This window comes from Poseidonocella pacifica, from assembly GCF_900111875.1.
Taxonomy (GTDB): Bacteria; Pseudomonadota; Alphaproteobacteria; order Rhodobacterales; family Rhodobacteraceae; genus Poseidonocella; species Poseidonocella pacifica.
Genome location: NZ_FOJU01000003.1, coordinates 240062 through 260546, shown reverse-complemented (window position 1 = coordinate 260546; position 20485 = coordinate 240062). Strand labels below are relative to the sequence as shown.

At 60.1% G+C, this 20485-nt stretch carries 20 protein-coding genes; 10 read left to right on the top strand and 10 right to left on the bottom strand.

The window, feature by feature from the left end; all coding sequences use genetic code 11:
* Positions 1 to 12: 12 nt before the first annotated feature.
* The 6 genes from acs to BM234_RS09820 form a co-directional block, all read right to left on the bottom strand.
* Entirely contained in the window at positions 13 to 1965 is a 1953-nt protein-coding gene (acs, locus tag BM234_RS09845; RefSeq protein WP_092063993.1) for an acetate--CoA ligase, read from the bottom strand.
* Positions 1966 to 2043: 78 nt separating this feature from the next.
* Positions 2044 to 2799 carry an ABC transporter ATP-binding protein gene (locus BM234_RS09840; RefSeq protein WP_092063990.1) on the bottom strand — a complete coding sequence of 252 codons (756 nt, stop codon included), beginning with the start codon at positions 2797 to 2799 and terminating at the stop codon, positions 2044 to 2046.
* 12 nt (positions 2800 to 2811) lie between these two features.
* Entirely contained in the window at positions 2812 to 3567 is a 756-nt protein-coding gene (locus tag BM234_RS09835) for an ABC transporter ATP-binding protein (protein WP_092063988.1), read from the bottom strand.
* Positions 3568 to 3577: 10 nt separating this feature from the next.
* Entirely contained in the window at positions 3578 to 4786 is a 1209-nt protein-coding gene (locus BM234_RS09830; protein WP_092063986.1) for a branched-chain amino acid ABC transporter permease, read from the bottom strand.
* Between the two features lie 3 nt (positions 4787 to 4789).
* Positions 4790 to 5821: a branched-chain amino acid ABC transporter permease gene (locus tag BM234_RS09825; RefSeq protein ID WP_092063984.1), complete on the bottom strand. Its 1032-nt coding sequence runs from the start codon at positions 5819 to 5821 to the stop codon at positions 4790 to 4792.
* Positions 5822 to 5889: 68 nt separating this feature from the next.
* Positions 5890 to 7236, bottom strand: a complete 1347-nt coding sequence (locus BM234_RS09820) for a substrate-binding protein (protein WP_092065151.1) — start codon at positions 7234 to 7236, stop codon at positions 5890 to 5892.
* A 221-nt stretch (positions 7237 to 7457) separates the two neighbouring features.
* Between BM234_RS09820 and BM234_RS09815 the strand changes: the two genes are divergently transcribed.
* From BM234_RS09815 to BM234_RS09795, 5 genes are all read left to right on the top strand, one after another.
* Positions 7458 to 8759: an XRE family transcriptional regulator gene (locus BM234_RS09815; protein WP_092063982.1), complete on the top strand. Its 1302-nt coding sequence runs from the start codon at positions 7458 to 7460 to the stop codon at positions 8757 to 8759.
* An 86-nt stretch (positions 8760 to 8845) separates the two neighbouring features.
* Positions 8846 to 9217: a response regulator transcription factor gene (locus BM234_RS09810; protein ID WP_092063980.1), complete on the top strand. Its 372-nt coding sequence runs from the start codon at positions 8846 to 8848 to the stop codon at positions 9215 to 9217.
* 84 nt (positions 9218 to 9301) lie between these two features.
* Positions 9302 to 9499: a hypothetical protein gene (locus BM234_RS09805; RefSeq protein ID WP_139226793.1), complete on the top strand. Its 198-nt coding sequence runs from the start codon at positions 9302 to 9304 to the stop codon at positions 9497 to 9499.
* The gene (locus BM234_RS09800) at positions 9496 to 12192 is read left to right on the top strand and encodes an ATP-binding protein (RefSeq protein WP_092063974.1); all 2697 of its coding nucleotides are present in this window, start codon (positions 9496 to 9498) and stop codon (positions 12190 to 12192) included. Before BM234_RS09805 ends, BM234_RS09800 begins: the two co-directional genes overlap by 4 nt.
* 82 nt (positions 12193 to 12274) lie before the next feature.
* Positions 12275 to 13489 (top strand): FliM/FliN family flagellar motor switch protein, encoded by a 1215-nt coding sequence (locus tag BM234_RS09795; RefSeq protein ID WP_092063971.1) that lies wholly within the window; start codon positions 12275 to 12277, stop codon positions 13487 to 13489.
* A gap of 4 nt (positions 13490 to 13493) precedes the next feature.
* Here the strand turns inward: BM234_RS09795 and BM234_RS09790 are convergent, their stop codons facing one another.
* The 3 genes from BM234_RS09790 to BM234_RS09780 are packed head-to-tail and all read right to left on the bottom strand — an operon-like array spanning position 13494 to position 14778.
* A complete protein-coding gene (locus BM234_RS09790) occupies positions 13494 to 13907 on the bottom strand; it encodes a protein tyrosine phosphatase family protein (protein WP_092063968.1) in 414 nt (137 codons plus the stop codon).
* 9 nt (positions 13908 to 13916) lie between these two features.
* Positions 13917 to 14348: a DUF6691 family protein gene (locus BM234_RS09785; RefSeq protein ID WP_092063966.1), complete on the bottom strand. Its 432-nt coding sequence runs from the start codon at positions 14346 to 14348 to the stop codon at positions 13917 to 13919.
* Position 14349: 1 nt separating this feature from the next.
* Positions 14350 to 14778, bottom strand: coding sequence for a YeeE/YedE family protein (locus BM234_RS09780; RefSeq protein ID WP_092063963.1), 429 nt, complete (start codon positions 14776 to 14778; stop codon positions 14350 to 14352).
* A 246-nt stretch (positions 14779 to 15024) separates the two neighbouring features.
* Between BM234_RS09780 and BM234_RS17475 the strand changes: the two genes are divergently transcribed.
* Positions 15025 to 15237 carry a hypothetical protein gene (locus tag BM234_RS17475; RefSeq protein ID WP_092063960.1) on the top strand — a complete coding sequence of 71 codons (213 nt, stop codon included), beginning with the start codon at positions 15025 to 15027 and terminating at the stop codon, positions 15235 to 15237.
* Positions 15238 to 15241: 4 nt separating this feature from the next.
* Here BM234_RS17475 and BM234_RS09770 read toward each other — a convergent pair whose 3' ends face one another.
* Entirely contained in the window at positions 15242 to 15457 is a 216-nt protein-coding gene (locus tag BM234_RS09770) for a hypothetical protein (protein ID WP_092063957.1), read from the bottom strand.
* A gap of 151 nt (positions 15458 to 15608) precedes the next feature.
* Between BM234_RS09770 and BM234_RS09765 the strand changes: the two genes are divergently transcribed.
* The 4 genes from BM234_RS09765 (at position 15609) to ileS (ending at position 20477) form a co-directional block, all read left to right on the top strand.
* Positions 15609 to 15866: a DUF2312 domain-containing protein gene (locus BM234_RS09765; protein ID WP_092063954.1), complete on the top strand. Its 258-nt coding sequence runs from the start codon at positions 15609 to 15611 to the stop codon at positions 15864 to 15866.
* A gap of 131 nt (positions 15867 to 15997) precedes the next feature.
* Entirely contained in the window at positions 15998 to 16465 is a 468-nt protein-coding gene (locus BM234_RS09760) for a hypothetical protein (protein ID WP_092063951.1), read from the top strand.
* Positions 16466 to 16527: 62 nt separating this feature from the next.
* Entirely contained in the window at positions 16528 to 17238 is a 711-nt protein-coding gene (locus BM234_RS09755) for a VIT1/CCC1 transporter family protein (protein ID WP_092063948.1), read from the top strand.
* A 242-nt stretch (positions 17239 to 17480) separates the two neighbouring features.
* Positions 17481 to 20477 (top strand): isoleucine--tRNA ligase, encoded by a 2997-nt coding sequence (gene ileS / locus BM234_RS09750; protein WP_092063945.1) that lies wholly within the window; start codon positions 17481 to 17483, stop codon positions 20475 to 20477.
* The last annotated feature ends 8 nt before the right edge of the window (positions 20478 to 20485 follow it).

Below are 20485 nucleotides of genomic sequence, written 5' to 3'. Positions count from 1 at the left end.
GGCCCGTTCGCTTCAGCTTCGGTTCATCCGGTTTTCGATCAAGTCGTCGACCACCGCCGGTTCCGCCAAGGTCGAAGTATCGCCCAAGGCGCCATAGTCATTCTCGGCGATCTTGCGCAGGATGCGGCGCATGATCTTGCCCGAGCGGGTTTTGGGCAGGCCCGGTGCCCACTGGATCAGGTCGGGCGAGGCGATGGGCCCGATTTCCTTGCGGACCCAGTCGCGCAACTCCTTGCGCAAGTCCTCCGATGGTTCCTGTCCGTTCATGAGCGTCACGTAGCAATAGATGCCCTGTCCCTTGACCTCGTGCGGATACCCGACGACCGCCGCCTCGGAGACCTTGGCATGAGCCACGAGCGCGGATTCGACCTCCGCCGTGCCCATGCGGTGCCCAGAGACGTTGATGACATCGTCCACCCGGCCCGTGATCCAATAGTACCCGTCCTCATCGCGGCGACACCCATCGCCGGAGAAGTAATAGCCTTTGTAGTCGGAGAAGTAGGTTTTCACGAAACGCTCGTGATCGCCGTAGACGGTGCGCATCTGTCCCGGCCAGCTGTCTTTCATGCACAGCACGCCTTCGGCCGGGTTCGTGGTGATTTCCTCGCCGGTTTGCGGGTCGAGGATCACGGGCTGCACCCCGAAGAAGGGCAGGGTGGCCGATCCGGGCTTGGTCGCGATCGCACCGGGCAGCGGGGTCAGCAGGTGCCCACCGGTTTCCGTCTGCCACCACGTATCGACGATGGGGCAATTCCCCTTGCCGACGATATCGTTGTACCAGTTCCACGCTTCGGGGTTGATCGGCTCACCCACGGTGCCCAGCACCTTGAGAGATGACAGATCAGACTTTGTGACGAAGTCGTTGCCTTGGCCCATCAGCGCACGAAGGGCCGTGGGCGCGGTGTAGAACTGGTTCACCTTGTGCTTTTCGATGGTCTGCCAGAAGCGCGAGGCGTCGGGATAGGTCGGCACGCCCTCAAACATGAGCGTGGTGGCACCGTTCGCCAGCGGACCATAGACGATATAGCTGTGCCCGGTGACCCAGCCCACATCGGCCGCGCACCAGTAAATGTCACCCTCATGATAGTCGAAGACGTATTCATGCGTCATGGCCGCCCAGACAAGATAGCCGCCGGAGCTGTGGACCACGCCTTTGGGTTTGCCCGTGGAGCCGGAAGTATAGAGCACGAAGAGCGGGTCTTCGGCCCCCATGGGGCGGGGCGGACAGTCGGGCCCGACCTGCTGCATCATTGCCTTCACGTCGACATCGCGATCGTCGATCCAGGTCGTCTGATCGCCGGTGTGCTTGACTACAAGACAGCGCACCTTGTCCGAACAGTGGAGCAGCGCGGCATCGGTGTTGGATTTCAGCGCCGTTCGCTTTCCGCCGCGGGGTGCGGTATCGGCGGTGATGACGGCCTTGGCCCCACTGTCGTTGATCCGGTTGGCCAGCGCATCGGGGGAGAAGCCCGCGAAAACGATGGAGTGGATCGCGCCGATCCGTGCACAGGCCAGCATCGCATAGGCCGCCTCGGGGATCATCGGCAGATAGATCACCACCCGGTCCCCGCGCATGATGCCCTGACTGAGCAGCACGTTCGCCATGCGGCATACCTTCTCGTGGAGTTCACGATAGGTGATATGCAGCGCCTCGTCGTCCGGATTATCCGGCTCCCAGATGATTGCCGTCTGATCGCCGCGGGTTTCAAGGTGGCGGTCGATACAGTTGACCGATACGTTCAACTGGCCTTCCTCGAACCATTTGATCGACACGTCCGGGTGGGCAAAGCTGACGTTCTTGACCGTCTTGAAGGGCTCGATCCAGTCGATCCGCTTGGCGTGTTCGGTCCAGAATGCCTCGGGGTTTTCGACGGAGGCCGCGTACATCTCTTCATACTTGGCGGCGTCGATATGCGCCTTGGCAACAAAGTCCTCCGACGGGGCGTAGGTCTTGGTTTTGGTCATGGTGAGCCTCCCAAATCTCTTCCTCCGGGACACTCTAGGCCCCGGTTGCATCGGCATGCAATGGGTGCCGGAAAACCTTTAGATGGCCAGATATTCAGAACGCAGATCGTCATTCTGAAGCACTTCGGAAGCGGCCCCGTCAAACACGATGCTGCCCGTATCAAGGATGACGGAGCGATCCGCCAGTTCAAGGGCGCGCAGGGCGTTTTGTTCCACCAGAACAGTTGTGATTCCCTGCTCCTTGATGATCCGCAGCGTTTTTTCGATTTCGTCCACGATGACGGGCGCCAAGCCTTCGTAAGGCTCGTCGAGCAGCAGAACCTTGATGTCGCGCGCAAGGGCGCGGGCGATGGCGAGCATCTGTTGCTCCCCGCCCGACAGGGTCACACCCTCTTGCTTGCGCCGCTCGCCGAGGCGCGGGAACAACTCATAGAGCCGTTCGAGCGACCAGCCGACCGGCGGAGCGATCTGGGCGAGTTGCAGGTTTTCCTCGACCGTGAGGCCGGGAATGATCCGTCGATCCTCCGGAACCAGTCCGATCCCGGCAGCGGCGGCCTCATGGCTTTTCATCTTGTGGAGCGGCTGGTGGTCGAGCCAGATTTCCCCATGGGTGACTTGCGGGCTATCCATCCGCGCAATGGAGCGGAGCGTGGAGGTCTTGCCGGCCCCGTTGCGGCCGAGCAGGGCGAGAATCTCACCTTCGTGCAGGTTGAAGGAGATGTTCTGTACGATGTAGCTCTCGCCGTAATAGCTCTCCATGTTCCAGACGGAGAGAAAGGCGGGGGACGTTTCAGCCAGATTGTGGCCCTTGGAGAAGTCCGGTTTGACGTTCATCTGCGCGTCTCCTTATGCCGTCTCGCCGAGATACGCTTCGCGCACCTTGGGATGGCCTTTGATATTGGCGGGCGTGTCTTCGACCAGTGGGGTCCCTTGGGCGAGAACGGTGATACGCTCCGCGAGGGAGAACACCACATGCATGTCATGCTCGATGATCGCGATGGTGATGTTGCGCTCGTCCTTGATCCGCTTGAGCAGGTCGATCGTATTGTTGGTATCGGCCCGCGCCATGCCGGCGGTCGGCTCATCCAAAAGCAGCAGCCGCGGTTCCTGAACCAGACACATGGCGATTTCCAATCGCCGCTTGTCCCCCCGTGACATGGAGGCCGCATGCATGTCCCGCTTGTCGAGCATGTTCACGTCCTCCAGCATGATCTCCGCCTTTTCGATCACGTCACGCTCCTGATTGGACCGCGCATAGGCGTGCATCCGGAACGATCCGTCCCGCTTGGCAAAGCAGGGGATCATCATGTTCTCTATGACGGTAAGATCGCCAAAGATCTCCGGTGTCTGAAACACGCGGGAAATGCCCATCTGATTGATCTGGTAGGGCGTCCGTCCCAGCACGGATTGTCCATCAAACATGACCGAGCCCGTGTCTGGGATGAGCTTCCCCACGAGGCAATTCAGCAATGTGGATTTGCCCGCCCCGTTTGGCCCGATGATCGCGTGGCAGGAGTTTTCCACCACGCTGAGGTTCACATCACCGAGCGCCTGCAGGCCGCCGAAGCGCTTGTTGACGTTCTTGACTTCGAGAATACCCATTGTCGCGCTCCTATTCCGCAGGTGTCGACTGGGTCGACTTTTGGGCTGCATCAGCCGGTTTTTTCTTGCGGCTGAAGAGGCGCCCTATCCGCTGACCCGCTTCGACGAGCCCACCGGGCAGGAAGATAACGACGAGCATGAAAAGCAACCCGAGGGTCAGGTGCCAGCCCTTGCCGACGAAGGGGTGCAAGATCCAGACGATGGCGTTTTCCAGCCCGTCGGGAAGGAAGGCGAACCAACCGTGCAGGACATTGTCGTTGATCTTGGAAAAGATGTTTTCAAAGTACTTGATGAAGCCCGCGCCAAGAACCGGACCGATCAAGGTGCCCGCACCGCCAAGGATCGTCATCAGAACAACCTCGCCGGACCGGGTCCATTGCATGCGCTCCGCGCCCGCAAGTGGATCCATGGAGACCATCAGACCACCCGCGAGACCCGCGAACATGCCGGAGATGACGAAGGCCGCAAGGGTGTAGGGGCGCGTGTTCAACCCGGTATAGTTCATCCGCTGCTGGTTGGACTTGATCGCGCGGAGCATCATGCCGAAAGGCGAGCGGAAGATGCGGATCGCGACATAGAAGGCAACCAGCATGAAGATCGCGCAGAGATAATACCCGGCGTTGAAGGTGAAGGCCCAGCCGCCCAGCGTTACGTCCCAGCTGTCGCGCATTTCCAACCCAAAGAATGTCGGAACAGGAAGCGAGCCATCGGCACTTGCCGCACCATCGAGGACGCGGGGATCGTTGAGCGAAAGCTGCAGTCCCGTTTCCCCGTTTGTGATGGGGGTCAGCACCGAATACGCCAAAGCATAGGACATCTGTGCAAAGGCAAGTGTGAGGATCGAGAAGTAGATCCCCGAGCGCCGCAGCGACACATAGCCGATCACCACAGAGAAAAGCCCCGCCACGACCATTGCGACGAGTATCGCAGGCAGTACGTTCATCGAGAGCAGCTTGAACATCCAGACGCCCGCGTAACTACCCGCCCCGAGAAATGCCGCATGGCCGAAGGAGAGGTAGCCGGTCAGGCCAAAGAGGATGTTGAAGCCAACCGCAAAGATCCCGAAGATCAGGAAACGCTGCATCAGGTCGGGATAGCCTGCGTTGAACTGCGCCATGGCGCTATCGACAGGAAAGGGGTTGAGGATGATGGGGGCGAAGACCACCATCACCACGACGATGAGGAAGAGCGTGAAGTCTTTTCCGGTTAGTCCGAGCATGGCTCAGTCCTCCATCACGCCCTTGCGGCCCATGAGGCCACGCGGACGGGTAAGCAGAATGACGATGGCGACGAGGTAGATGATCACCTGGTTGATGCCGGGGATAAGCTCGATGATCGCACTCATGGAGGCAAAGCTTTGCAGGATGCCGAGGAGCAACCCTGCGAGCACGGCTCCGGGGAGTGACCCCATGCCGCCCACCACGACCACCACGAAACTGAGCACGAGGAAATCCATCCCCATATGGTAATTGGGCGAGTTGATCGGCGTGTACATCACCCCGGCCAATCCTGCCACGGCGGCGGCAATGCCGAACATGATGGTGAAACGCTTGTCGATGTTGATGCCAAGCAGGCCCACGGTCTCTCGGTCCGCCATGCCCGCGCGGACAACCATGCCGAAGGTCGTGAATTGCAGGAAGGCAAAGACCGCGCCGATGATGATCATCGCGAAGACGAAGTAGAGCAGACGCCAGTAGGGATAGATCACCGTATAGGGATCCATGCCGATCAGGGCGCCGAAATCGAAAGAGCCGGTAAAGGCATCGGGAGCAGGGGTCGGAATCGGGTTGGCGCCGTAGAAAGCCTTGATGACTTCTTGAAGCACGATCGCAAGACCGAAGGTCACGAGGATCTGATCCGCGTGGGGGCGTTTGTAAAAGTGTCGGATCAGACCGCGCTCCATGATGACGCCGACCGCGATCATGATGGGAATGGCAAAGAGGATCGACAGCGGAACCGCCCAGTCGATTAGCGTTGCGCCGAATTCCGGTCCGAAAAAGTCATAGATATATGGCACTTCGACCTTGGCGGGATTGCCGAGAAAGTCGGTCCGGGTCTCGTCGATGACCGTGTGGGACAGTGACAGGATACGGCTCAACGTTACCGCGCAGAAGGCGCCGATCATGAACAGCGCACCATGGGCGAAGTTGACCACGCCGAGCGTGCCGAAAATGAGGGTTAGGCCAAGAGCGATGAGCGCATAGGCCGAGCCCTTGTCGAGTCCGTTTAAAATTTGAAGAATGATCGCTTCCATGAGCCTGCCCTTTGCCGCCCGGGGCCGCGCGCCGGTTGGGGCGCGCGGCGGTTTTTGGGGTTATGCCGTCAGGCGCCGGGGTTGCAGCTGCCGAGCGAGCCGCCCTGGAAGTCCGGGTGATCGATAGGATATGTCACCGTTTCGCGCGGTGTGACCTCGACGATCTCCAGCAGGTCGAACTCTGATGTCGGGTTTTCCTTCCCCTTCACCACGAGCACGTCCTTGAAGCACTGGTGATCCTCGGCGCGATAGAGCGTCGGGCCATTGCCAAGACCGTCGAACTCAAAGCCTTCGAGAGCCGCCCCGACATCGCAGGGGTTGAAGGATTGTGCCCGCTCGACCGCATCAGCATAGAGCAGGGTCTGTACGTAGCAGGTATGGGCCGCCTGGCTGGGCGGGAAGCCATACTTGGTTCCGAAGGATTTGACGAATGCCTTGGAGCCTTCGTCCTGCAGCGACCAGTGCCAGTTGGTGGAGCCGAAGATGCCCTTGATGTTTTCGCCCGCGCCGCGCGCCATGAGGCGGGAAAAGAGCGGTACGACAATCTCGAACTGCTTGCCATTGACCTGTGCCGCACGAAGGCCGAACTGCACCGCTTGGGTCAGGGAGTTGACCATGTCCCCGCCGTAGTGGTTCAGGATCAGCACATCCGCGCCGGATTGCAGAACCGGTGTGATGTAGGACGAGAAATCGCCCGCACCCACAGGGGTCAGCACGGAGTTGACCGTCTCCCAGCCCATGTCCTCGGTGTAGGTGCGCATGGATTTCTCCTGCGACCAGCCCCAAGTGTAATCGGCTGTCAGGTGATAGGCCTTGCGATCGGTGCCATAGTTCGCCTTGAGGATTGGGGCGAGGGCGCGACCGGACATTTCGGTGTTGAAGAAGTGCCGGAACCCGTTTGCACGACGGTCCTTGCCGGTCGTGTCGTTGGAGTGGGTCAGGCCGGCCATGAAGATGACGCCGGCGTCTTGGCAAAGCCCCTGCACGGCGATGGCGACGCCCGAGGACGAGCCGCCGGTGATCATGATTGCGCCGTCTTTCTCGATCATCGAGCGGGCCGATGCGCGCGCAGCGTCAGAGTTGGTTTGCGTGTCGCCGGTGACGTATTCGACTTTGCGGCCGAGGATGCCGTTGCCTTGCAGAACTTTCGACGAGAAAGTCCCCATCATGCCGCCGTCGCCGCCGCCATTCAGGTGTTCGACCGCCAGTTCATAGGCACGCAGTTCATCGGCGCCTTCATCGGCATAGGCGCCCGTCTGGGGCACGTTGAAGCCCAGCGTGACACTCGAATCGCCGGGCGCATTGGTGAAGGCCGAAACCGAAGACGCCGTAAAGATGGTCGGCATCGCCAGTCCGGCGCCGAGCGCCGCGCCGGAACGCAGCACGCCTCGGCGTGTCAGATTGCTCTTTTTCATGTATTCCTCCCGTTGGATAACAACCATGGTTTGGGCTCCTCTTCCCTCGCCATGCCGGCACTTTGGTGCACGCAGAGTATGCGGCGGATTAAGAAAATCTGGCAACAACCGCTTTTAACTCTTGAATTTTTTTGTAAAAAAATACACAAAATATCTGCTTGATCGGTAAAATACTTTACTCGCGCTCGCAGAAAGCCGTTGAAACAACTCAAGAAAGTTTCATGTCCAAGTCGACGCTCACAGGAAGCAGAATTCGGGCACGTCGCTTGATGCTTGGGATCAAGCAGGCCGAACTGGCCCATCAGGCCGAAATCTCTCCAAGCTATCTCAATCTGATCGAGCACAATCGGCGCAGAATCGGCGGGAAATTGCTGAGCGCGATTGCGGGCGCACTTGACGTCGACCCCGGCGCACTGGCCGAGGGAGCCGAGGCCGCGCTTATCGCCGGGCTGCGGGAGGCCGCTTCTGCGGAGGGCGGTGCAGCAGAACTTGACCGCGCGGAGGAATTCGCCGGGAGATTTCCGGGATGGGCGGCATTGCTGTCCGAACATGCGCGGCGTGTCGCCTCGCTGGAACAAACCGTAGAGACGCTGACCGACCGTCTGACACATGACCCGTTCTTGTCGGATTCGCTCCATGATATCCTCACCACCGTGACGGCCATTCGGTCTACGGCCTCCATTCTCGTGGAAACCCGTGAGATCGAAGCTGAGTGGCGTGATCGGTTCCTGAGAAACATCAATGAGGACAGTCAGCGGCTGACCGGCGCGTCCAAGGCGTTGGTGCGGTATCTCGACGGGGTGGATGATATCGACGCGAGTATGACCTCGCCGCAGGAGGAACTGGATGCCTTCCTTGGCAGGCACGGCTATCATTTCGAGCGGATAGAGAATTCGCCGGGTGATGATCCCGCAAGTTGGATCTCCGAGACGGAAATTGCGAGCGGATCGTCCTCGGCCCAGACATTGGCAATAGGATTCCTCCGCCAATATGCACGGGACGCCGCCGCGATGCCAATGGGCCAAGTGGAAGAGGCCATCAAGACCTTTGGGCTCGACATGGCCGCCTTGGCGGGAGCACTGAGGGTGGAATTGGTTCCGCTGTTTCGCCGGCTCGCAATGCTTCCCACGGAGGTGGTCGGGACGGAGATAGGTCTCGCGACCTGTGACGCGTCCGGTACCTTGCTCATTCGTAAGCCACTTGGCGGGTTCGGTTTGCCTCGGTTTGGGGCGGCTTGCCCCCTCTGGCCTTTGTTTCAGTCACTTTCCCGGCCAATGGTCCCGATCCGTGCACGGTTGGTCATGGCCGGCCGCGGGGATCAACCCTTTGAGACCTACGCGGTTGCGCGACAGGTCGGCACCGCGGATTTCGCCACGGTTCCTCGCTTCGAGGCGGCGATGCTGTTTCATGCGGCGGGACGGGACAAGGTCACACCCCAACCGGTCGGGATAAGCTGCCGCATATGTCCATTGACCAACTGCGATGCGCGACGGGAGCCTTCCATCCTGAGTCAGGGGCTCTGATGAAGTTTTGACAGGAGGGGGGATTCAAGGAATAGATTGGTGTCATAAAAAGGTCGAAACGGCCGATTTCGGGGGGAGATTTGTGGATGGGTAAGGAGGTCTTGCTGATCGAGGATGAACCGAACATCATCGAGGCGATAAGCTTCATCCTGTCGCGCGACGGTTGGCGGGTCCATTCCCATGCCAACGGTGTCGATGCGGCCGATGTGGTGCGCATGCGCAAGCCTGATGTGGTCATTCTTGACGTGATGCTCCCCGGGAGAAGCGGGTATGACATTCTGGAGGAGTTGCGCAGCGATGCCGCGACCAGATCGCTTCCGGTAATGCTGCTGACCGCGCGCGGGCAGACCAAGGATCGCGAGATGGCGGAGCGCCTCGGGGCGACGCGGTTCATGTCCAAGCCCTTCTCTAACGCGGAGGTTCTGGAAACGGTCCGAACCCTCGCTGCTGAGGCTTGAGGGGCTATGCTTCCGCCCGATCTTGGAGAGCATAGTAGCGAGGGGTCGATCTTTCTCGAGCGCACGACCTATAGGGAGAGGCGCTTGCATGACGCCTTGTCGCTCGTTCCCGCGCTTGGATTGGTGCTGTTTTCGGTTCCGCTCATCTGGGGCGGATCGGAGATAACAACCGCGCAGGCAATGGTGTTTCTTTTCCTCTCCTGGGCGGGCCTTTCGGCGCTTTGCGGAGTGCTGTCGTGGTTTTTGCCGCGCCGCCGCCGCAAGGAACCGCCCGGTCCATGACGATCCTGAATACACTCGTCGCCGTTTCGCTTGGCTATGTGGTTCTGCTGTTTCTCATTGCCTTCGCTGCGGACCGTATCGCCCAGACCGGGAGAGGGCGGTGGCTGCGATCCCCGGTGGTCTACACTCTGTCGCTATCAGTCTATTGCACTGCGTGGACATTCTTTGGTGCGGTGGGCTACGCGGCGCGGTCGGGGCTTGAATACCTGACGATCTATCTGGGGCCGACCTTGGTTCTTGTCGGATGGTGGTGGCTTTTGCGCAAATTGGTGCGCATTGGGCGAAGTCAACGCATTACCTCCATCGCAGACCTTATCTCCTCCCGCTTTGGCAAATCGAATTCGCTGGCCGTCATCGTCACCTTGGCCGCCGTCATCGGAACAACGCCCTATATCGCGCTGCAATTGCAGTCGATCACGCTGGCGGTGTCTGCTTTCACCGGGTCGGTCGTGAATGGGGCGGATGAGGTGGTGAACGCGCCCGACAGTCGGTCGGTGGCGCTTTTGGTCGCCACGGGGCTGTCGATCTTCACCATCCTCTTCGGGACGCGAAATCTGGATGCGAATGAGCGTCACCACGGCGTGGTCATCGCAATTGCGGTTGAGGCAGTTGTCAAACTCATGGCTCTGGTTGCCGTCGGCGCTTACGTCACCTGGGGGCTCTCGGGCGGGGTCGGCCCGATGCTCGCGCGGATTGACGCCTCGGTCATAGGGCGTTGGGAGGTGGATCCGGGGCGCTGGATGGGCCTTACCTTCGTGGCGGGGGCCGCATTCCTGTGTCTGCCGCGCATGTTTCAGGTCCTCGTTGTGGAGAATTCTGACGAAGCGCATCTGCGCACGGCGTCATGGGCCTTCCCCCTCTACATGATCTTGATGAGTCTCTTCGTGGTGCCCATCGCGGTTGTCGGGCTGGAGATCATGCCCGAAGGTGCCAATCCCGACCTGTTCGTTGTCACGCTCCCCCTTAGTCAGGGGCGGGACGGGCTTGCGCTCTTTTCATTTATCGGAGGGTTCTCGGCGGCGACCTCAATGGTCATCGTTGCGGCTATCGCGCTTTCGACCATGGTGTCGAACCACGTTGTGATGCCCATTTGGCTCCGGCTTCAGGGGCCCGGCGCGTCGGTCTCTGGCGATGTGCGGCACGTAGTGCTGGTCTCACGGAGGCTCTCGATCGCGGGGGTGGTCTTTCTAGGCTATCTCTATTTCCGTTTGTCGGGTGGCGGAACGGCGCTCGCCGCCATCGGGCTTATCTCTTTCGTCGGGGTGTCGCAGTTCCTGCCTGCCCTCGTCGGGGGATTGTTCTGGCGCGGGGCAACGCGGCCCGGTGCAATTGCGGGACTTCTCGGGGGCTTTGGACTTTGGCTCTACACGCTCCTGCTGCCCAACCTCGCGGCTCAGACGGCGCTGGAGCAATCGCTGTTGCTGAGCGGTCCTTTCGGCATCGGGTGGCTGCGGCCACAAGCGCTCTTTGGGATTGGGGGAATAGACCCTCTGGTTCATGCGATGATCTGGAGCTTGCTGGTCAATGTTACGCTCTTCCTCACGATCTCGCTTCTGACGTTTCCGACCCCGTTGGAGCGGTTGCAGGGGGCGCAGTTCGTGAATGTGTTCGAGCATTCGGGAAATCCGCGCAGTTGGTCCCGGGGCGGCGCGGAGAGCGAGGATCTCTTGGTGATGGCGCAACGGATTATCGGACCGAGTGAGGCGCAGCAGATCTTTCAGGCGGAGGCGGGGCGGCAGGGTCTCTCGGGGTTCCTGCCGGAAACGACGCCGGATTTTATCGAACGGCTGGAGCGGGAACTTTCGGGGTCGGTCGGGGCGGCTACCGCGCATGCCATGGTGGCACAGATCGTCGGGCGAGCGAGCGTTTCGGTTGAGGATCTGTTGGCTGTTGCGGATGAAACCGCCCAGATGATGGAATATTCGAGCCAGCTTGAGGCCAAATCCAGCGAACTCGCCCGCACCGCGCGGCAGCTTCGCACTGCGAACGAAAAACTGACACAGCTTAGCCGACAGAAAGATGCCTTCCTGTCCCAGATCTCTCACGAATTACGAACGCCGATGACATCGATTCGCGCGTTCTCGGAGATCTTGCGCGACGGCGGGCTCGATCCGGACGATCAGACGCGGTACTCCAATGTCATTCACGGAGAAGCTCTGCGTCTGACCCGGCTACTGGACGATTTGCTTGATCTGAGTGTGCTGGAAAACGGTCAGGTCAACCTGAACCTTCAAGAGGGGCGGCTGGACGTCACGCTTGATCATGCGATCGCCTCTGCCTCCGCCGCGAGCGGAAAATTACGGATACGCCGCGACAAGACCCAAGAGGGGATCACCATCTTCACGGACCTTGACCGTCTCTCCCAAGTGTTCATAAACCTCATCGCAAACGCCCGTAAATACTGCGATGCAGCGCGGCCGGAGCTTCGCATTTCGGTGCATCGCACGGGGGGCACCCTGACCGTGGATTTCATCGACAACGGCGCAGGAATACCCTCGGACAAGCACGGCGTTATCTTCGAGAAGTTTGCCCGCGTGACCTCCGACCAATCCGCAGGTGGCGCAGGGCTTGGCCTTGCAATCTGCCGGGAGATCATGGGGCGTCTGGGAGGATCCGTTGCCTACCTTCCCGGGCAGACGGGCGCGGCCTTTCGGGTGACATTGCCCCTTCGGGCAGGGCCCGCAACCTCATAGTTTCTTTCGCGGGTCAATCCGTTGGTAACCAAATTGGGCCAAGTCTGACAGGGATGGATCGCGGTACGCAGGCAGAAAGTCGATGAGCGAGCTTATGGGGAACCCTGTTCTGGCCCGAAAGGCCGACGTCGGAAGACGTGAATTCGAGGCGCGAGCCATGTCTGCCCAAAAGGCGATGCGTTTGGCGCTTTCTAAGGGATTCGACAAGACGATTTCCCTTCCCGCCAAGATCACGGCCGTCAGGCAGGATGTGCTCAAGCTCGAACCGTTGTTGGATCGATTGAACGATTCGTCGCTGCTGGTGTTGCTTGACGGGCCCGAAGGCGCTGCGGGCGCGATCATGCTTGATCGCCCGCTTCTGTCGGCAATCGTGGAAATGCAAACGCTGGGATATGTCCCGAGTTCCTCTTCTGACCGCACGCCAACCCGCACAGATGCCGCTATCGCGGAACCGGTCATAAACGACCTGCTCAAGCGCTTTGCCGAATTGCTCCTAGAGAACGCGGATGAGATTTGGCCAAGCGGCTATCGCTTTGGGGCCAAAGTGGCCGATACACGCGCGCTGGGGCTGTCAATTTCTGAGGTGGAATACATCACGCTCGACGCTGAGGTTGATGTGTTTCTCGGGACGCGACAGGGCAACCTGATCCTCGCCCTTCCCAAAACACCCCTTCATGCCGAGGAAGTCCCAGCCAAGCGTAACCCTGAATGGGTACGCAAGGTCTCCAAGTCGGTCGGCGGCGCGGAGACGCAGCTTCATGCGGTCGTGCATCGGTACTCTTTGCCTCTCTCACAACTCGCAAGATTGAAGCCGGGAGATGTTCTTCCTATCCCGCTCGAGTCGTTGGAGGATGTCACGCTGTATGCCGGGGTGAAGCCAGTTGTTTCCCACGTTCGACTCGGACAGATGAACGGAATGCGGGCCCTGCGTTTGGGTCATGTTCCCGGAGCAAAACCTGTTGCAACGGTCGAACCCGCTCCCTCGAACGGGGAATTGGCTAATCTGAGCAGCAATGCAGTTGAAACTGCCTCGCTCGCAGCGGCGCCCATGGCGCTTCCTGACGTGTCTGTGGAACCGGAAGCGGCGGCGATCGAACTGGATGACTTGCCCGGTCTGGAAGAAGCTGAACCTGCTGCCGAAGAGGATGCGGTTGCCGACTTTGATTTCGAATTGCCCGAGCCTGAGCCGTTCTCGCTTGATGATCTGCCCGATCCAGGCGGCGCCCCAGCAGGGGGCGGAGATGACGGAATCGGTATGCCCATGGCTGTCGTTCCGATCAACTTCGACGATCTTTGAGGGTTCAGCCTTCGAGCCGGGGGCGCAGCGCTTCGAGCTGATACCCTGCTCGGAAGGCCGTTCCGAGGATTTCGTCGGCCGAAAGCTTCCCAGCCTGACCAAGCGCCCAGATGACCGTACACCGCGTGCCTGATGCGCAGTAGGCGAGCACGGGCCCGTCTGCTTCTTCAATCAATGTCATCTGCGCCTCAACCCGCTCGGGGGTCATCGAATCGTGGGTCAGTGGGAGGACGTGGAATGCGATCCCCGCGTCCTCTGCCGCCAAGCGGATAACGTCGGACTGTATATCAGCGGGAATTTCCACATCCGGGCGGTTGCAGATGATTGCCGTGAACCCTGCGGCGGATATTTGCGGGATATCCTCCGGCGCGATTTGCGGGGTGACGGAATAGCGGGGTGTGATCTGCCTGACGTCCATGGGATTTGACTACTCCGCGGGGATTGCTCTGTCCAGACGTTCTCGAATGGTGGGGGCAGCGGCCATTCCGCCAAGCATCGCGAGGATGAACACAAGCCCGCCGAGGCCGCCAAAGCTAACCGATGCAAGCGCGGGACCGGGGCATAGGCCAGCGAGCCCCCAGCCCATACCGAAAAGGACCGATCCCAAAACGAGGTTCCTGCCGATACGCGGCTCTGGTGGGGCGGGAAAGCTTCCACCCAATAGGGGGCTTCTGCCTCGGGTGAAGGCCCAAGCTGCGGCCATCGGAAGAATCGCCCCGCCCATCACGAACGCGAGGGTAGGGTCCCAGTCGCCGAATACATCAAGCCAGCCTTGGACCTTGGTGGTATCTGTCATGCCGGACAGGAGCAGGCCACTTCCGAAGAGGGCCCCTGCAAGAAATGCAAATGCAAGCCGCATATCAGATTACCCCCAGCAGATGACGGAAAAGAACCACGGTCAGGCCGCCCGCCAGAATATAAAAGGCAGTGGCGACAATCCCACGCAGCGAGAGCCGCGAAATGCCGCAGACGCCGTGCCCGGATGTACAGCCATTGGCGAGCCGTGTGCCGACCCCGACGAGCACCCCTGCGATAACCACGACGAGCAGGTTCGGCGTCAGATGGGTTGTGGGAGCAACGCCAAGCAGAGCGATCCACACGAGTGGCAATAGGACCAGACCGGCGAGGAAGGCCGCTCTCTCCCTACCGGTGGATCGCCCGGAGCCATCGACCAGCCCGCCAATGATCCCGCTCGCGCCCATGATGCGACCGTTGGCCAACAAGTAGACCGCGCCGCCTGCGCCGATGGCTAGACCACCAAGCAGCCCTCTGATCCAATCCGGTTCCATGAATTCGTCCTTGTATATGCAGGCGGCCACAAATCGCAGATGCGCCTTCGCAAGACATATTGTATTTTTTATATGTGTTACAAGTCTTGCTGGAGTTGGCGTCTTAATTGACCTTGGGGAAATCTTGACTGGTCGGAGCGCCCCTCCCTCACTATCGTAGGTTCAAGGCCGCGAATCCCGCGCGAGAAGATGTGGGTAGCGACGGTCGTGAGGGGCGCGAGATATGACACCACGGGAGGATTGACCTTGGAACATCAGATCGCCGAACGAAGGATCGACCAAATGCTGTCACGGATCGACGCTGCGGGTGCCAAGCGCCATACGCTCGCGCCGGAGTTGACCCATTTGATCCGGGAGCTTCAAGTCGCTGGGGCGCTTGTCCCGCAGAAGTTGCGAAAGCTGGAACGTGTGCTTCACGACGAGGCCGTGGAGGATGAGATGGACAATCTGCCCATCTGACGGATCAGCTCAGGAAAATTCCTACGATAACAAGCATCAGTCCGATCACCGAGAGGCACAATGCGCCAAAGTTGATTGGAAAGACGCGGCGCAGAACCTGACGCATTTCGTCGTCGGGCAGGTTTTTGCGCCGAGCGTTCAGCACCCGAAGGATGCACCAGATAAGGCCGCCCAGCCCGGCGAAGGAGATCGCAGCACCGATCCAGATCAGGAGTTCCATAGAGTATCCCCCATTTGCGTCCCGCGTGCGCCTACGGCATAGCGATGCCCGGCGCAAGCCACGACGCTTGCGCCTGTTCCTCCGCGGGGCTAGTCAGGCGCCCGAAAGCGGCCTACCGGGGCCACTCCACCACCAGCGAGGAACGGACGGAATGAGCGATTTCGAGAACGACGCACAGCGCGTCACGGGGGACCAACTTCGCGCCTATGTCGAGCGGATCGAGAGGCTCGAGGAGGAGAAGAAAGAGGTGGCGGACCAGATCAAGGAGGTCTTTGCCGAACTCAAGGCAGAAGGCTTTGACGCGAAGGCCATTCGAGAAATCCTCAAGCGCCGCAAGCAGGATCCCGATGATGTTGCAGAGCAAGAAGCGGTGATCGATCTCTACATGTCCGCGCTTGGCATGACCTGAGCGCAGGCAAGCGACACATCAGCAAGGCCGGATGGGGAAGCCCTTCCGGCCTTTTCTGTGGAAAATCGAAGGAGTTGACAATCCCGACTAATTTAATCAGAAATATAGTATCAGGTTTTGGAGGTCGATCTATGCGTGAACGTGGTGCAGTGCCGGTTGGGTCGATGGACGCTCTTCCAGAGGCCGAAGCGCGAATGATCCGCTATTTGCGCCAATGGTTTAGCGGGCCGGACGCCAAGGCCATGATGTGGAACGATCTTGCCACCCGGCTCGGGCCCGACCGCGCACGTGAAGGGCTTCGCCAGTTCGAAGCACTCCTGCATCTGGCTCTTGATCACGGGCGGCGCCCGTTGATGCGACACGGCCTCGAATGCGCCTGTGTTGGAGCGGATGAGGCCGTCTTTGCGCAGTTCATCGAAACCGCGCGGGCAGGGGAGCGTGAAGACGCGGGGCTTTTGGCGATGCTGCTCCTGCGTTCCGACATTGCGCTAGTTGCGGTTACACTGGCCGAGGAGGTCGGCCACCTGTTGTCAGGGCCTTTCATCCCGACCGAAGCGCCGGCCAAAGCTTCCTCGGCACAAGACCGCTATCTGCACTAACTCGGGTTTACCTTCCCGTCTGGCGAAGCCAATGTGTCCGGGAACTGGATCCGGGCAAAGACATGTTGGAACATGGGCATAGCGAGACGGATATCGCCGAGCGCATTGGCGCACCAGCGGGCCGTGGATACCTGCGGGATGTAGTATATGGCGCGATCGACGGATCCGTGACGACGTTTGCCATCGTGGCGGGGGTCGCGGGGGCGGGGCTTTCTCCTTTCGTCATCATCGCGCTTGGCCTCGCCAACGTCTTTGCGGATGGCTTTTCGATGGCAGCGGGCAACTACTCCGGAACGAAGGCGGAGCTGGACAATATCCGCCGTTTGCGCCGGATCGAAGAACGCCATATCGATAAAGATCCCGAGGGTGAACGCCGCGAACTGCACCATATCCTGCAACTCAAGGGGCTGTCCGGCAAACCGCTCGAGGACGCCGTATCGCAGATTTCTTCGAACAGAGAAGCTTGGATCGCGATGATGTTGGAAGGTGAATACGGGTTGTCTTCGGTCGACCCACATCCGATGCACGCCGCTCTCACCACCTTCGTTTCATTCCTCATCGCGGGGATGGTGCCGCTGTTGCCGTTCCTCTTTTCTGTGCCCGAAGCGTTCACATGGTCCGCAGGACTGACAATGATCAGCTTTTTCGCAATTGGCGCGTTCAAGAGCATCTGGTCGCTTTCTCCTTGGTGGCGCTCCGGGCTGGAGACTTTCTCGATCGGCGGGGTCGCGGCCTTGATCGCCTTTGGCGTCGGCACCCTGTTTAACCTTTGAGATCGCGTTTCGCGTCTCTTGGTACGAAGCCGTCCTCGTGGCGCCTCGCTCCGCCCAAAGGCTGGTGCCCAACAGTGCCTTTACCCTCGTCCGCCGCGCAACTATAAGCCGGGACATGCGGTTGAACATTCACATCCGTCGAATTACTTGCCCGGCGCTCTGAAGAGGAGCCGCCGGGACAAGGCGCATGGGCTTCCGCGCCGCCGCTCATATTCATACGAAAAGACCAAGGACGCCACGCCATGTGCGCCGACACGCCCGACTATAAAGACACCCTGAACCTGCCCGAAACCGATTTCCCCATGCGCGCGGGACTTCCCAAACGAGAGCCTGAGTGGCTTGAGCGGTGGGCGGAAATCGGGATCTATGACCGCCTCCGCGAAAAGGCGGAGGGACGCGCGCCGTTCGTGCTTCACGATGGACCGCCCTATGCCAATGGCAATCTCCATATCGGTCACGCGCTCAACAAGATCCTCAAGGACATGGTTGTACGCAGCCAGCAAATGATGGGCCGCGAGGCGCGGTATATCCCCGGCTGGGATTGTCATGGCTTGCCCATCGAGTGGAAGATCGAAGAGCAGTATCGCAAGAAGGGCAAGAACAAGGATGAGGTCGATGTCATCGACTTCCGTCAGGAATGCCGTAAGTTTGCCGAAGGTTGGATCGACATCCAGCGCGAGGAATTCAAGCGCCTCGGTGTGACTGGTACATGGGACAAACCCTATCTGACGATGGATTTTCACGCCGAGCGGGTGATTGCCGAGGAATTCCAGAAGTTCTTGATGAATGGCACCCTCTATCAAGGCTCCAAGCCTGTGATGTGGTCGCCGGTCGAAAAGACCGCGCTTGCCGAGGCCGAGGTCGAGTATCACGACAAGGAAAGCTTCACGATCTGGGTGAAGTTTCGCGTCTCCTCTTTCGATCTGCCCGAGGTCGAGCTTTCCGACGAGGAAGCGACCGACGAGGATCGGGAGGCCGTCGCTGTCCGTGTCGCGCAGGCGTCAGAGGATTTTGTCGGCGCGCATGTTGTCATCTGGACCACGACACCCTGGACGATCCCGTCCAACCGTGGCGTGGTCTTTGGGCCGGACATCTCCTACGGGCTCTATGAGGTCACGGCCCGGCCCGACGAATGCTGGGCCGAGGTGGGCGATCGCTTCATCCTTGCCGACAATCTCGCCGCCGATGTGATGAACCGCGCTCGGCTGGAAGAGGGCATGTATCGCAGGGTTCGCGATGTGACCCGGGCTCAACTCGACGGCATGACGCTTCTGCACCCCCTTGCAGGCGTCGAACAGGCCGAAGGTGAGTGGGATGCGCCGCGCGATTTCCGCGCTGCGGATTTCGTCACCGACACCGAGGGTACGGGATTTGTCCACTGCGCTCCATCTCATGGTATGGAAGAATATGAGATGTACCGAGAGTTGGGGATGCTTGAGGATGTCATCACGTACAACGTGCTGGACGACGGTGGCTTCCGCGCGGATCTGCCGTTCTTTGGTGGCAAGTACATACTCAACCGCAAGGGCGGGGAAGGTGATGCCAACAAGGCCGTGATCGACAAACTCGCCGCGACGGGCGGGCTACTGGCTCGCGGCAAGATCAAGCACTCCTACCCGCATTCGTGGCGGTCCAAGGCCCCTGTCATTTTCCGCAATACCTCGCAGTGGTTTGCCGCGATCGACCGCAAGGTTGGCGACGGGCAGGACGACCTTGGCCAGACGATCCGCGAACGGGCGCTCCGCTCTATCGACGAGTTGGTCACGTGGACTCCGCGCACTGGTCGCAACCGGCTCTATTCAATGATCGAAGCACGGCCCGATTGGGTGCTGTCGCGCCAGCGCGCCTGGGGCGTTCCGCTTACGTGTTTCGTTAAGAAGGGCGCTTTGCCAACTGACCCCGATTTTCTGCTTCGCGATGAGGCAGTAAACGGTCGCATCCTCGAAGCCTTCGAGACAGAGGGGGCGGACGCTTGGTACAAGCCGGGTGCCAAGGCGCGGTTCCTCGGGGATGAACATGACCCCGAGGCCTATGAGCAGGTCTTCGATATTCTCGACGTCTGGTTCGACTCGGGCTCGACCCATGCCTTCGTGCTTCGCGACCGCGAAGATGGCTCTGATGACGGAATGGCGGATCTTTATCTCGAAGGTACCGACCAGCATCGCGGGTGGTTCCATTCCTCGATGCTGCAGGCGTGCGGCACCAAGGGCAGTGCCCCTTATCGCGGGGTTCTGACCCACGGGTTCACGCTTGATGAAAAGGGCAACAAGATGTCCAAGTCGTTGGGCAACACTGTCTCGCCTGATGATGTGACCAAGCAATACGGGGCCGATATCCTGCGCCTTTGGGTGGCTCAGTCCGATTATACCGGGGATCTGCGTATCGGGCCGGAAATCCTCAAAGGCGTTGCGGACGGGTATCGCCGGTTGCGCAACACCATGCGCTTCATGCTTGGCGGGTTGGCCCATTTCCGCGAGGAAGATCGTATCGCGCATGACGAAATGCCAGAGTTGGAACGCTGGGTGCTGCATCGCCTCGCAGAGTTGGATGAGCGGGTGCGGACGGGCTATGCGGAGTACGATTTCCAAGGGGCGTTTCAGGCACTGTTCAACTTTGCCACTGTCGAGCTTTCGGCCTTCTACTTCGACGTTCGCAAGGACGCTCTTTATTGCGATGGCGATACGGCCCGCCGGCGTGCTGCGCGCACCGTTCTGGATATTCTCTTCCATCGGCTGACCACATGGCTTGCACCGATTCTGGTTTTCACCACGGAGGAAGTCTGGCTGGAGCGTTTCCCGGGAGATGCCTCATCTGTGCATCTCGTTGACTTCCCCGAGACCCCAGCGGCGTGGCGGGATGATGCGCTCGGTCAGAAATGGACCCGGGTGCGTCAGGCGCGGCGCGTGGTGACGGCCGCGCTGGAAGAGCAGCGCCGCGACAAGGTCATCGGCGCATCCCTCGAGGCGGCCCCGGTCGTTCATGTCGAGGACGCGGAGACGCTGGAGGCGCTGAAATCCGTCGCCTTTGAGGATATCTGCATCACGTCGGCCATCGGTCTGACGGCGGATCCAAGCCCCGCGGAGGCCTATCGGCAGCCAGACATCGCCGGCATCGGCGTGGTCTTCGAAAAGGCAGACGGCGCAAAGTGTCAGCGATGCTGGAAGATCTTGCCCGATGTCGGAACCCATTCCCACACGGGAACCTGCGCGCGCTGCGACGAGGCGCTTGCGGAACAATGAGATTTGCC